Origin of the sequence: Xanthomarina sp. F1114, from assembly GCF_026410255.1 — a bacterium.
Classification (GTDB): Bacteria; Bacteroidota; Bacteroidia; order Flavobacteriales; family Flavobacteriaceae; genus Xanthomarina.
Map to the genome: position 1 here is coordinate 87,635 of NZ_JAPMLL010000009.1, position 13,558 is coordinate 101,192.

General features: G+C 32.4%; 11 protein-coding genes. 4 read left to right on the top strand and 7 right to left on the bottom strand.

Annotated elements, in window-relative coordinates:
* Position 1: 1 nt before the first annotated feature.
* The gene (locus tag OS188_RS08890) at positions 2 to 841 is read right to left on the bottom strand and encodes a sugar phosphate nucleotidyltransferase (RefSeq protein WP_267148480.1); all 840 of its coding nucleotides are present in this window, start codon (positions 839 to 841) and stop codon (positions 2 to 4) included.
* Positions 842 to 907: 66 nt separating this feature from the next.
* A complete protein-coding gene (locus OS188_RS08895; RefSeq protein WP_267148481.1) occupies positions 908 to 1,399 on the bottom strand; it encodes a hypothetical protein in 492 nt (163 codons plus the stop codon).
* A 73-nt stretch (positions 1,400 to 1,472) separates the two neighbouring features.
* Between OS188_RS08895 and OS188_RS08900 the strand changes: the two genes are divergently transcribed.
* The 4 genes from OS188_RS08900 (at position 1,473) to OS188_RS08915 (ending at position 7,943) form a co-directional block, all read left to right on the top strand.
* On the top strand, positions 1,473 to 4,430 hold the full coding sequence (locus OS188_RS08900) for an FAD-binding and (Fe-S)-binding domain-containing protein (protein WP_267148482.1): 2,958 nt from the start codon (positions 1,473 to 1,475) through the stop codon (positions 4,428 to 4,430).
* A 71-nt stretch (positions 4,431 to 4,501) separates the two neighbouring features.
* The gene (gene aroC, locus OS188_RS08905; RefSeq protein WP_267148483.1) at positions 4,502 to 5,563 is read left to right on the top strand and encodes a chorismate synthase; all 1,062 of its coding nucleotides are present in this window, start codon (positions 4,502 to 4,504) and stop codon (positions 5,561 to 5,563) included.
* A 58-nt stretch (positions 5,564 to 5,621) separates the two neighbouring features.
* On the top strand, positions 5,622 to 7,067 hold the full coding sequence (locus tag OS188_RS08910) for a dicarboxylate/amino acid:cation symporter (protein ID WP_267148484.1): 1,446 nt from the start codon (positions 5,622 to 5,624) through the stop codon (positions 7,065 to 7,067).
* 39 nt (positions 7,068 to 7,106) lie between these two features.
* On the top strand, positions 7,107 to 7,943 hold the full coding sequence (locus tag OS188_RS08915; RefSeq protein WP_267148485.1) for a sulfurtransferase: 837 nt from the start codon (positions 7,107 to 7,109) through the stop codon (positions 7,941 to 7,943).
* A gap of 356 nt (positions 7,944 to 8,299) precedes the next feature.
* Here OS188_RS08915 and OS188_RS08920 read toward each other — a convergent pair whose 3' ends face one another.
* The 5 genes from OS188_RS08920 to OS188_RS08940 form a co-directional block, all read right to left on the bottom strand.
* Positions 8,300 to 9,211, bottom strand: a complete 912-nt coding sequence (locus OS188_RS08920; protein WP_267148486.1) for an EamA family transporter — start codon at positions 9,209 to 9,211, stop codon at positions 8,300 to 8,302.
* Between the two features lie 185 nt (positions 9,212 to 9,396).
* A complete protein-coding gene (locus tag OS188_RS08925) occupies positions 9,397 to 10,071 on the bottom strand; it encodes a hypothetical protein (protein WP_267148487.1) in 675 nt (224 codons plus the stop codon).
* A gap of 44 nt (positions 10,072 to 10,115) precedes the next feature.
* Positions 10,116 to 10,826, bottom strand: coding sequence for a DUF3575 domain-containing protein (locus OS188_RS08930; RefSeq protein WP_267148488.1), 711 nt, complete (start codon positions 10,824 to 10,826; stop codon positions 10,116 to 10,118).
* 74 nt (positions 10,827 to 10,900) lie between these two features.
* Entirely contained in the window at positions 10,901 to 11,317 is a 417-nt protein-coding gene (locus OS188_RS08935; protein WP_267148489.1) for a thiol-disulfide oxidoreductase DCC family protein, read from the bottom strand.
* A 1-nt stretch (position 11,318) separates the two neighbouring features.
* Positions 11,319 to 13,490, bottom strand: a complete 2,172-nt coding sequence (locus OS188_RS08940) for an endonuclease MutS2 (RefSeq protein WP_267148490.1) — start codon at positions 13,488 to 13,490, stop codon at positions 11,319 to 11,321.
* Positions 13,491 to 13,558: the final 68 nt, after the last annotated feature.

Here is a 13,558-nt window from a genome sequence, read left to right on the forward strand (position 1 = left end):
ATTACCATAGTTTTGTTGGATAAACATCTTCAGAAATAAGATCTAAAAGTTGTTTTTTTACCGTAGGTTCATCTTCCCTATAAGTAACTCCAAACCAGTTGGTGTTAGTTTCAAGCATTTTATAAGTTGTTATGTTTTCTTTAATCGTATAGTCAACCACCTGAGGAATGTAGAACTCCGCCGTTTCAGAATCTTTATTTTCTAATAGGAAATGTTCAAACAACTGTGTAGTTACTTGGAAAATTTCCGGTGTAAATCCCCAAAAATTCATGGAAACTATTGTATTTAAAGGCATTAACACATTGTCTTTGCTAATGTCTGTACGTTCAATGATACTGATAAGTTCTTGCTTTTCATTTAAAATACATTCTCCTCTGGAGACCGTTCCAAAATCTGATAAGGTGTTTTTTAGTTGGTAACCAACAAAGTAATTCTGCTGCCTTGCATTCATATATAGAGCATCAAACATAAGCTTGAAAGCTTCTCGCCCATAAAAATCGTCAGCATTAATTAGAGCAAAGGGGTTGTTTATCGTGTTTTTTAAAGATAGTAAGGCATGGCCAGTTCCCCATGGTTTCTTTCGTTTTGGTAGATCTTTTGTGTCTTGTATTACAAAGTCTATTTGAATATGTTTAGGTAATTTTTTTGAGTATCGTTCTTCAAAAACATCTAAAATCTCATTTCTCACAATAAAAACTAAGTGATTGAAGCCTACCTGAATTGCATCGTATACAGAAAAATCTAAAATAGCATACTCGTGTACAACAGTATGTGTTTGTTTTAAACCTCCAAATCTGGAACCCATTCCAGCCGCCATAATGGCTATCGATTTTTGTGTCATTCTACAAAATTAGACAAAAAAAACACCTTAAAAAAAGGTGTTTTGTATAATGTTTTAGAAAGCTATTTAGAATTGATATCTAACCCCTAAACCTAGGTCGAAATCAAGATCGTTATTATCGTATGCGCTTCCTCCAAAACCTAGTTCAGGTCTTACGTCAAGCGATAGAAGCAGAGGAAAATCAAAACTATATTCAATACCAACTGTGCCAGTTAAAATAACAAATCCATCGCTATGTTTGTGACCGTAGTAATCTTTATAGCGGTTCGAAGCAAAGCCAATTCCAGGCCCGGTGTACCAATTAAAACCACCGTCTATATTCCAAAGCCATTGGTATAAACCAATTAATTTAACACCATCGTAATTTTTTCCATCACTCCAGCCAAAATTAAATTCCAGTCTATTATTTTCCATAATGGCACGCTGGTAAGAAATAGAGGCTCCAAAGCCATCGCTGTCACCAAGCCTAAGGCCTATGGCATTTTTAGAGATTTCTTGCCCTTGCATAACTGATGTAAAAGCCACAAAGGCTACTGCAATTAATATTACTTTTTTCATAATTTATTATATGTGTATTAAATTCAAATTAACCACTTTGTTTCGTAATAAGTCATAAACTAATCTTAAATTTATGGCTATCATTTTAAACTGTAAATTTTTGGAATTATTGCAAGCTAATACGTTTTTTAAAGATTTAAAAAGTAAGCTAGATGGCGACTTACACTACGATAACTTAATAAAAGCTATCTATGCTACTGATGCTTCGGTATATAGAAAAACACCTCAAGCTGTTTCTTACCCAAAATCGATAAATGATATTAAGCATCTTATCGAATTCTCTAAAAAAAACAAAACCTCATTAATTCCTAGAACGGCTGGTACATCTTTGGCTGGTCAGTGTGTTGGAAATGGTATTGTGGTTGATGTTTCCAAACATTTTACAAAGATATTACATCTTGATAAGAAAGCAAAGACAATAACGGTGGAACCTGGAGTGATTAGAGACGAACTTAATAACTATTTAAAGCCTTATGGTTTGTTTTTTGGGCCAAATACTTCTACTTCAAATCGTTGTATGATAGGGGGAATGGTTGGAAACAATTCATCCGGAACAACGTCCATCCAATATGGCGTAACTAGAGATAAAGTGTTGGAGCTGAAAACTGTTTTAAGCGATGCCACTGAAGTTGTTTTTGGTGAAATGTCTAAACTTGAATTTCATAATAAAATGAAGTTAAACACCTTAGAAGGGTCTGTTTACAAAGCTTTGTATGAAGAATTATCTTTAGAAACTGTTCAAAATGAAATTCTAGAACAATTCCCAAAACCAGAAATTCATAGAAGAAATACAGGTTATGCTATTGACGAATTGATAAAAACAGATGTGTTTTCGGATAGCTCTGAAAAATTTAATATGTGCAAATTGCTTTCAGGAAGTGAAGGTACATTGGCGTTTACAACGGAGATAACCCTGCAGTTAGATGTGCTGCCTCCTAAAGAGTGTCTAATGGTGACTCCGCATTTTAATTCTATACAAGATTGCTTAAGTGCTGTTGAAACAGTGATGCAACACGATTTACACACCTGTGAAATGATGGATAAAACCATTCTGGATCTAACAAAACATAATAAAACACAGCAAGAAAACAGGCAGTTTATTGAAGGCGATCCACAGGCTATTTTAATGTGTGAAATTAAGGGTGATACTTTAAGCGATGTTCAACAAAAAGCTGAAAATCTGATTAATGCTATTGAAGGTCTGAATTTAAGTTTTTCGAATCCTATTCTTAAAACCGATGATATTGATAAGGCAATCGAATTGCGAAAAGCAGGCTTAGGTTTGTTGGGAAACATGATTGGCGACAAAAAAACAGCGGCCTGTATAGAAGATACGGCTGTTGCCTTGCCAGATTTGGCAAGCTATATCAGCGAGTTTACTAAGTTAATGACAAAATATAATCAGGAAGCTGTCTATTATGCACACGCTGGAGCTGGCGAATTGCATCTGCGCCCCATTCTAAATTTAAAGAAAAAGGAGGATGTGGTTCTATTTCGAAAAATCACCACAGAGGTTGCTCATTTGGTTAAGAAATACAAAGGTTCTATGAGTGGAGAACATGGCGACGGTATTGTTAGAGCGGAATTTATCCCATTAATGATTGGTGAATCAAACTATCAGATTTTAAAACGAATTAAAGCAGCCTTCGATCCTGATAATATATTTAATCCAGGAAAGATTGTGAATGCTTTTCCAATGGATGAAAGTTTGCGCTATGTGCCAAATAGAGAAGAGCCGAAGATTGAAACCTTTCTAGATTTTTCAGATTCTTTAGGAATTTTACGTGAAGCTGAAAAATGCAATGGATCTGGCGATTGTAGAAAACTTCCAGAATTTGGAGGTGCTATGTGTCCAAGTTATCGCGCTACTAGAAACGAAAAAGACACAACCAGAGCGAGAGCTAATGCCTTGAGAGAGTTTTTAACCAACTCAGAAAAAGAAAATAAGTTTAATCATAAAGAACTAAAAGAAGTTTTCGATCTGTGTTTAAGCTGTAAAGCTTGTGCTAGCGAATGTCCGAGTAGTGTGGATGTCGCCTCTCTAAAAGCTGAGTTTCTATACCAATACCAACAAGAAAATGGTGTCTCTTTAAGAACAAAATTGTTTGCCTATAACAACCATTTAAACGAGTTGGGAAGTAGGTTTTCAGGTTTTACAAATTTTATGTTTTCAAATGGTTTTACATCGTCAATTTTAAAGAAATCTTTTGGAATTGCTTCAAAACGAAGCTTGCCTTTAATTTCAACTAAAAGTTTAATTAAACATTATAAAAACACTATAAATAAAGAAGATAGATTAAAATATATAAAAACAGTATATTTATTTAATGATGAATTTACTAATCATTTAGATACGCAAATAGGGATAGATGCTTTAGTGCTTTTAAAAGCCTTAAATTACAAAGTTATCATTCTAAACCATATGGAATCCGGACGTTCATTTTTATCTAAAGGCTTATTAAAACAAGCTAAAAAGGTAGCTAATAAAAATATAGAAATATTTAAAGATAGAATTACGGCAAATACGCCCTTGATAGGAATTGAACCTTCAGCAATTTTATCTTTTAAAGACGAATATTTAAAACTAGCAGAGGATAAAACTTCAGCTAAAAGTATAGCAAAACACTGTTTTCTAATTGAGGAGTTTCTTCAACAGGAAATAGTACTGGGAAACATTAGGGCTGAACAATTTACAAAAGAAGCTCAAATAATTAAGTTTCATGGACATTGTCATCAAAAAGCATTGAGTAATCAAAAAACAAGTTTTGATGTTTTAAATTTACCTGAAAATTATAAAGTCACAATTATTCCTAGCGGTTGCTGTGGCATGGCTGGAAGTTTCGGTTATGAAAAGGAACATTATGATGTAAGTATGAAAATTGGTGAACAGACCTTGTTTCCTGCTATTCGAAAAGCCTCTTTAGAAACCATTATTTCGGCAAATGGAACTAGCTGTAGGCATCAAATTAAAGATGGGACCCAAGTAGAAGCCAAACATCCAATAACAATCCTTAAAGAAGCACTCTTATAATTTTTGTTTCTGTAATATAAAATTTATTTTAGCATACTTGATTCACTAAACTAACATCTAGATTCTATTAAATGGCAGGAAATACCTTCGGTAAATTATTTAAGTTAACCACTTTTGGCGAATCTCACGGAACAGCTATTGGAGGTGTTATAGATGGTTGTCCATCAGGATTAACTTTAGACATAGAAGCTATCCAAACGGATTTAAACAGAAGAAAACCAGGGCAATCCGAAATTGTTACACAACGTAAAGAACCAGATGAAGTAGAATTTCTATCGGGTATTTTTGAGGGAGTCACCACAGGAACTCCAATTGGTTTTATAATTAAAAACACGAATCAAAAGTCTAAAGATTATTCACATATAAAAGATGTATACCGTCCAAGTCATGCAGATTATACCTATGAAAAAAAGTATGGTGTTCGCGACTATAGGGGAGGAGGGCGTAGTTCTGCCAGAGAAACAGCTTGTAGAGTGGTGGCTGGAGCTATTGCAAAACAGTTTTTAAAAGACGTTAAAATAAATGCTTATACCTCTTCTGTAGGTGAGATTTTTCTAGAAAAACCGTATCAAGATTTAGATTTTTCTAAAACGGAATCCAATGCTGTTCGTTGTCCAGATGCAGAAACAGCAGGCAAAATGATTTCAAAAATAAAAGAAATCAGAAAACAAGGAGATACTATAGGTGGTACGGTTACCTGTGTGTTACAGAATGTTCCCTTGGGATTGGGCGAACCTGTTTTCGATAAACTACATGCCGAATTAGGTAAAGCCATGCTTTCCATCAATGCTGTAAAGGGCTTTGAATATGGCAGTGGGTTTTGTGGAGCAAAAATGAAGGGAAGTGAGCATAACGATTTATTCAATGAGGACGGCTCAACAAAAACTAACCTATCTGGAGGTATTCAAGGTGGAATTAGTAATGGCATGGACATTTATTTTAGGGTGGCCTTTAAACCTGTAGCAACCATTATTCAAAAACAAGAAGCCTTAGATAACTCTGGGAATATTGTTGAAATGCAAGGTAAAGGGCGACACGATCCATGTGTGGTTCCAAGAGCCATTCCTATTGTTGAAGCTATGGCTGCTTTAGTTTTAGCCGATTTTTATTTATTGAATAAAGTTTATAAATAACAAGATATAACGTCTCTCTTTTTAAAAAGTAGAAAACGTATTAAGAATAAAAGAGTTTATGAAAAAACTAGCATTACACTGGAAAATTATAATTGGAATGGTTCTCGGTATTATTTGGGCTTTACTATCAAGCTCAATGGGTTGGAGTGCTTTTACTATAGATTGGATTGATCCATTTGGAACCATATTTATTAATTTACTGAAGCTTATTGCTGTTCCGTTAGTTTTATTTTCCATAATTAGTGGAGTTGCTAATATTGGCGACCCATCGAGTCTTGGTAGAATGGGGGGTAAAACTCTAGGAATTTATTTATTAACGACTATTATGGCCATTTCTTTGGGCTTAGTATTGGTAAATGTTATAAAACCTGGAAAACTAATAGATGATCAAAGTAGAATAGATAATAGAATTAGTTATGAAATCTGGGCAGATTCTCAAGGTTATGAAATTAAAGATGGGATAAACTATTTGCAAGATCCTGAGTTTTTTGAACGTGCTCAAGAGATTTCAAACCTATCTAAAAGTGAATTAAAAGAAGCAGCTGTTGAAGATAAACTAGAAACAGTTAAAAAGCGTAAAGAAACAACGCCGTTACAACCTTTAGTAGATATAGTACCTAGTAATTTCTTTCATTCTTTATCAAACAACGGTTTGATGCTACAAATTATATTTTTTGCCATCTTCTTTGGCGTCTGTTTATTGTTTATTCCTTCAGATAAATCAAAACCTGTCTTGGCTTTTGTTGATGGTGTAAATGAAGTGTTTTTAAAAATGGTCGATATTGTAATGCAAGCTGCGCCATTTTTTGTGTTTGCACTTTTAGCTGGAGTAGTAAGTAAAATGGCAGGGGATGATATAGGTAAAGTAGTCGAAATATTTAAAGGTTTAAGTTGGTATTCTTTAACCGTATTAGTAGGACTATTATTAATGATATTTGTAATTTATCCTATTATTTTAAAAGCTTTTGTTAAGAAAATTCCATATAAAGGTTTTTTTAAGGCTATGAGTCCAGCGCAAACCTTGGCTTTTTCAACCTCAAGTAGTGCAGCAACGCTTCCTGTAACCATGGAATGTGTTGAACAAAATTTAGGAGTGAATAAAAAAATAAGCAGTTTTGTTTTACCAATTGGAGCTACGGTTAATATGGACGGAACAAGTATGTATCAAGCAGTTGCTGTTATTTTTCTGGCACAATTACATATGATAGACTTAACCATTGCACAACAAATAACGGTTGTATTAACAGCAACTTTAGCCTCTATAGGTTCTGCAGCTGTTCCTAGTGCAGGCTTGGTAATGCTAATAATTGTATTGGATTCTGTAGGCTTAAATCCAGCCTGGATTGCTATTATTTTTCCTGTAGATAGAATATTAGATATGTTTAGAACGGTTGTAAACGTAACAGGAGACGCAACAGTTTGTTCTATTATTGCAGATGGTGAAAATATGTTAGATTATAAAGGCCATAAAAATCCAACAGAAACTTTCGATTTAGATTCATAATTTTATTTAGAAAGACAGAAACTGCAAAATATAGTACAGATGAAACCTGAACTAAAAATCTCAAGCCCATTAGTGTCCGTAGACTGGCTTCAAAAATATTTGAGGCATCCAGACTTAATTGTGCTTGATGCAAGCATTCCTAAAGTTGTAGGGAATGATACGCACTCTAACAAAGTCCAGATTCCTTCTTCTAGGTTTTTCGATTTAAAAAATAAGTTCAGCGAAATTAATGCTCCATTTCCAACTACGTTTCCTTCTGAAAACCAATTTACAGAAGAAGCTAGAAATTTAGGAATTAATAAAAATAGCCTTATTGTTGTCTATGACGAGAAAGGTATTTATTCCAGTCCCAGAGCATGGTGGCTGTTTAAGGCTTTTGGTTTTGATAATGTAGCTGTTTTAAATGGCGGATTACCTGCTTGGGAAAAATCAGGTTATCCAACCGAAAAGAAGCAGAATTCTATGGTTGAGAAAGGTAATTTTGAAGCACAACTACAATCAAAATATATGAAGTTTTTTGATGACGTTAAAAAAGAGTCGAAAGACCATAATCATCTAATAATCGATGCGCGATCTGAAGATAGGTTTAAATCTAAAGTAGCTGAACCAAGAGAGGGGTTGCGAAGTGGTACTATACCGAGCTCAATAAACCTTCCTTTTGAATGCTTAATAGATGACGATGGGTTATTGAAATCTGAGATAGAACTGAAACAACTTTTTCAATCGATAACAGAAAAAAATAAAGCCATAACTTTTAGTTGTGGGTCTGGAATTACTGCTTGTGTTTTAGCTTTGGGTGCTGAAATTTCTGGATACCAAAATATATCGGTTTACGATGGCTCCTGGACAGAGTGGGGCAGTTTGTCTACTTTATAAATCACCTCAAAAAACATCATGTACTCACTTGATTTTAGGTGTGTTACATTAGAATTCTATGTTTTAATTTATTTAGCTCATTAACATTGGCTATTTCTAACATCTCTTTAAATATATTATCTATTTGTCATGTATTTGATAGATAATATTTACTTTTTAATTTGTTAAAACAATTATTTTCATCATTTCATCGATTTTTTTATTCGCTCTTTAAAATCTTAATTATGTTTATACCAACAAAATAAATGTGCTATTTATTAAGTAGAAAAAGTTTAAATTTTTATTTTTGGTTAGTTGTTAAGTCAAAAGAAGGTCTTGAGTGTAATTCAAGACCTTTTTTTAGTTTAAAAATATTGTTATTGAATGTGAGCTGCTCGACGTCTGTGTATTCGATGTCTTAATGCTGGGATATTAAAGATAATAATGGAAATTATAATTAGAACATAACTTAGAGCTTTCATTAAGCCTATTGTTTCATTAAAATAAAAAACAGCTAAAAAGAAGTTGATAATAGGGTTTAAATATATAAAAACTCCAACAACCGAAGATGGCAAACCTTTAAGTGCAAAAATATTTAAGTACATAGGAATAATAGTAAATACAACAGCTATTAAGGCAATCATTCCGTAGAAGAATGATGTTTTTACAGTATTGAATTCATAAGTCATAAAAAATGGAAATAGTAAAATAACAGCAAAGGTTATTTGTGCCGTTAGTACGATAAATCGATCCATTTCTTGGTTTTTGCGTTGTAAAATAAGATAGATTGCGTAGCTAAGAGCTATTATCATACTGTAGAACAAATCCATAAAATTTCCTAAAGAAAGTAATATGCAACCTAGAAAACTCAATGCAACGGAAAACCATTGGAGTTTAAATAGCTTTTCTTTTAGAATTATATAGGCCAAAACCATGGTTAAAATGGGGCAAATTAAGTAGGCTAAAGAGGTTGCACTTACACTTATATTGTTCATAACATAAATATAAATGTACCAATTCAAGGCTAAAAAAAAGCCACTTAACATGTTAACGCCTATAATTCTATATCTAGTATTTTTAGAAAAAGACAAAAATAATTCTTTGTTCTTCTTTAGCATTTTAGGTCTTAGAAATAAAGAAATAACCAACATGATAGATGCTGATAAAATGGATCTATAGCTCAAAATATCGAATGCTGTAAAGTCGTCGAGGGACTTTAATACCACACTAAAAAAGCCCCATATAGTAAAGGCTGTGATAACTGCTATATAATGTTTTGTAGCATTCATTTTAACAATTTATAAATAAGCTGCAAATGTATCTTATTAATAATTTTTAGAACTGTTAAAATGTGTTATTATTTTCGCAATTATTTTCAAAAAAATAAAAGATAAAACTTAGTTACTTTTCAGTTTAAACCAAAAAAAGCCTTGAACAAGATTCAAGACTTTTAAATATTAAATGCAAAAGCATATTACTTTTTGGCTAAGCTTTCAGCAACTTTTTTACTGTATTCTTGTGCGTTTTTAGTAACGTCTTGCGGATCTTCTATTTGAGATGTTACAACAGCAATTAACTGTCTTTCTTCAGGTTGTTCTAAATCGTAAACTACTGTTTCTACAATAAAAGTTTTAATTGTAGATGTTGTATAAGTACTTGGCACATAACTTCCGTAGGTTGAATAAGACATTGGGTTAGCATAATAGCCATAAAAACCACCATAATATGCAGGATAAAAGTTAGGGTAATAACTAGCGCCGGCATAATAACCACCATCTTCTGTAGTTCGGGTAGATTCTCTCATGTCTTTAACAACAGAAACTACAATTCCATCATAACCTTCATTTTCTAAAAAGGCTTTAAAGTTTTCTAATTTTTCTTCTGTAAGTTTTTCATCTGGAAGCATATTTGGAAATTTTCTAAAGCTTTCTGTAGCTTGTAATCCATTAGCTCGCATTTGGTTTGACATTTCTTGCTCGAAGGCAATTCTAGCTTGTTTATTCTGAGTTCTTGCAATAACTAGTATGTTGTTATCTTTTATAGTGCTGGCAGTTTCAGAATGCCAAGAATCTACAACTTTAATACTGGAGCAACTTGAGATTACAACTAGTAATGTAAGTGCGAAAATTAATTTAAACGTTTTTTTCATAGTAATTTGATAATTATAAATAATTTATTAAAAATAAGTGGTTATTAAAATGTGTAGCCTATAGCAATCCCATATCTAAATGAAAATGCAGAAAACTTTGATCTGTTGTTTACTTCTGAAAATCTAAAATCGGAATTTATAAAATCCAGAATACTGTATTCTTCCAGAGCATCGTTAAAATCGTCATAGAATTCTTCTGGTAGATCTTTTTTATTGATAAACTCAAAATTATAATTTCCCGTTCCCGGACCGGCAATCATAAAATCAATATTCAGATGTTTGGTTATTGGGAGTTTGTAACCCACCATAAAACCGACAGAAGATATATTTAATTTCATGTCAAATTCTAAATCATATGGCGTATTATCTCGAGCTATATAAATTCCATTTAATTCAGATTTGTAATTTGAATACTTTAGGTATAACCCCATATAAAAACCATTCAAATAGTTTCCATTGGAAGTGTTTTTTAAATAATATCTTATTTCAGGTGCAATTTGAAATCCAGAATAAAAAACCTCATCGGTTTTAATTCTTTCTCTATCTATGCCCGATAGCTTTATCAAGCCTTCTTTTCCTTTATAACCCACGCCTAGAGTTCCTGTAAAGTTATTCCAAATATATCGTTCGTAAGATAGCTGATACACCCCGTTTAATACTTGTAAGACTTCAAAAGAAATCTCATTTTTAACAAGACTATTCTCTGGAGTATGATCTGTTTCCTGACTATAAGCCATTGACGATATAAATACCATCGATAATACTAGTATTGAACGGAGGTCTTTCATGCGACTTCAAATGTATTATAAATTTACAAATAAATTTTGCTCTATTTTAAAAATTTATTTTTTAATTTTTGAGTAGGAATCATGCATTCATTTTGTTTACCATACCATTTGTAGCGATTTTTCGCAATATAATTATACACCCAATTTCTTATAAATACTGGGACTATTAAGAAGATACTTAAAATATTGATTGGAAAGCCTAATTTGCCAGCTATTTTTAAGGCTGCTGTCGATTTAAAATATAGTTTTTGATTACTTGTATATAAAATAATAGAATCTGTTTTAGCAGTGTCTATATTGTAATGCCTTAATATTTCTTTTCCTGTTTCACCTTGTAAAGGAGCAAACATAAAGACGTTTTTTTTATCATGCTTTATTACAAATTGAACACTGGAGTTACAGAGATTGCAAACGCCATCAAATAGAATTAGTTGTTTATTTTTTTCTAGTTCAATCATGTTATTTTTTTGAGGCTTCAACAAGTTCTAGTTGATCTAAACTTATATTAGTAGTAAAGATACCATAATTTACAATGGCCTTATTTTTTTCAATACTATCAATGCTCCCAACGGCACGACCGTCTTCAATACGTACACGATCGCCAATTTTTAAAGTTGGTTTTGGAGTAGGAGGTTGTAAAGCAGCTTTTTTCTTAGCCTCTTTTTTCTTTTTCCTAATTACTTCTACCTTTTTCTCGGCTTCTTGCTTTACTTGTTTTTCTTTGTTTTTAACAGCTTTTTTCTGTTTCTGAGAGACTTTTTTACGTTTAGAATTTTCAACTTGAACGACTTTAAAAAGCTCGTTTAAAAGATCGCCTTTTCTCTTGTTTTCGAAATATTTTTCTGAAAGATCATTTAGCTTTTGACCTAGGTAGATAAGTCGCTGATTACTGTCGTACAATTCCTGATAACTTTCAAGTTTTTTCTGAATTTTACTGTTAATCTCTTCTAGCTTGTCTGCTTCCGTTTGTTTTTTGCGTTCATTAATCTTAAGAGATTGTTCGGTTTTCTCTAATTTTGAGCGTTCTTTTTGCAGTTTTGCAATAGTTCTGTCAAAACGAACCTTTCCCTTTTCTATCTTCTTTTTAGCTCTGTTAATCAAGCTGTAAGGGATTCCATTTTTTTGTGCAACTTCAAAAGTGAACGAACTCCCAGCTTGCCCTAAAGCTAACTTATAAATAGGCTCTAAAGTTTTTTCATCAAACATCATATTAGCATTTTGCATATATGGCAGTTCGTTGGCTAGAATTTTAAGGTTGGAGTAGTGGGTTGTAATAATTCCATAAGCTTCTCTATGGTAAAACTCTTCTAGAAATGTTTCGGCTAAAGCTCCACCTAATTCTGGGTCACTTCCTGTACCAAATTCATCAATAAGAAATAGCGTGTTTTTATTACACTTTTTTAAAAAATAGTTCATTTGTTTTAAACGGTAACTATAAGTGCTTAAGTGGTTTTCTATAGATTGATTATCTCCAATATCCGTAATAATTCTATCAAATATAAAAACCTTACTTCGCTCATGTACCGGAAGTAAAAGACCACTTTGCAACATAACTTGCAATAATCCAACTGTTTTTAAGGTAATACTTTTTCCTCCGGCATTGGGTCCAGAAATTACTATAATTCTATTTTCACTATTTAACTCTATGCTTTGAGCAAATGTTTTCTCTTTCTTTTTAAGATTGCTTAAATATAATAAGGGATGATAAGCATCTCTTAAAAACAACTCTCTTTCCTCATTAATTTCTGGTAAAACAGCATTTAAGGATTTGGCGTATTTTGCTTTGGCAGAAATGACGTCTATTTCGGTTAAAAAATCCTGATATTGTTTTAATAAAGGTAAAAACGGACGAATAAAATTGGTCAAAGATTTTAAAATTCTAACAACTTCTTCACCTTCTTCGTATTCTAAATTATTTAATTCTCTAGTATGTTGTAAGGTTGTTTCGGGCTCAATATAAACTATGCTTCCCGTTTTACTCCCTCCCATAATGGAGCCTTTTACCTTACGTCTGTACATTGCTTTTACAGCTAACACACGTTTATTGTCTACTACAGACTCTCTAATATCGTCTAAATATTCTAATTGATGATAATTATTTAAGGCAGAAGCAAAACTTTGGTTTATTTTACCTTTTAATTTGTTTATCTCTTGTCTTAATTCTGAAAGAAGCGGAGAAGCTGAGTCTTTTACATCTCCAAATCTGTCTATAATAGTGTCTATTTCTTCAATTAATACTTTAGTCACCTCAATATTTGATGCAAAGACATATAATTCAGGATAATATTCCTGAAACTTTTTTAAGAATACTATTATTTCATTTGAAGTAAGTGAAATAGCTACAATTTTCTTTAAACTATGAGCTTCTAAATAGGTGTTTTCTATTTTTAAAAGCTTTAGTTCTTTAGCAATAGTCTCAAAGCCGTGGTTTGGAATGCGATTATCGTTATAAAATGAAGCTAAAAATTCATTGGTTAGAGTTAAAGAGTTTAAAACAGACTCCTTAGTTTTGAGAGGTTGTATTTGTAGTGTATGGTCATGACCTAATGCTGTAATGCACAGTTCGCTTACCTGTTGTAAAACAGTGGAAAACTCTAAGTCTTGAAGGGTTTTTTTATGAATGTGTATCATGGCATTTTACTTCGGGAAATATACTCTTTTATATATGTTTCTAGTAGGATGCTAAATTAATCATTCTG

Bases quoted from the DNA above. Each gene is read 5' to 3' on its own strand.
- OS188_RS08890 (WP_267148480.1), bottom strand. From the start codon at position 841: ATGACACAAAAATCGATAGCCATTATGGCGGCTGGAATGGGTTCCAGA.
- OS188_RS08895 (WP_267148481.1), bottom strand. From the start codon at position 1,399: ATGAAAAAAGTAATATTAATTGCAGTAGCCTTTGTGGCTTTTACATCA.
- OS188_RS08900 (WP_267148482.1), top strand. From the start codon at position 1,473: ATGGCTATCATTTTAAACTGTAAATTTTTGGAATTATTGCAAGCTAAT.
- aroC (WP_267148483.1), top strand. From the start codon at position 4,502: ATGGCAGGAAATACCTTCGGTAAATTATTTAAGTTAACCACTTTTGGC.
- OS188_RS08910 (WP_267148484.1), top strand. From the start codon at position 5,622: ATGAAAAAACTAGCATTACACTGGAAAATTATAATTGGAATGGTTCTC.
- OS188_RS08915 (WP_267148485.1), top strand. From the start codon at position 7,107: ATGAAACCTGAACTAAAAATCTCAAGCCCATTAGTGTCCGTAGACTGG.
- OS188_RS08920 (WP_267148486.1), bottom strand. From the start codon at position 9,211: ATGAATGCTACAAAACATTATATAGCAGTTATCACAGCCTTTACTATA.
- OS188_RS08925 (WP_267148487.1), bottom strand. From the start codon at position 10,071: ATGAAAAAAACGTTTAAATTAATTTTCGCACTTACATTACTAGTTGTA.
- OS188_RS08930 (WP_267148488.1), bottom strand. From the start codon at position 10,826: ATGGTATTTATATCGTCAATGGCTTATAGTCAGGAAACAGATCATACT.
- OS188_RS08935 (WP_267148489.1), bottom strand. From the start codon at position 11,317: ATGATTGAACTAGAAAAAAATAAACAACTAATTCTATTTGATGGCGTT.
- OS188_RS08940 (WP_267148490.1), bottom strand. From the start codon at position 13,490: ATGATACACATTCATAAAAAAACCCTTCAAGACTTAGAGTTTTCCACT.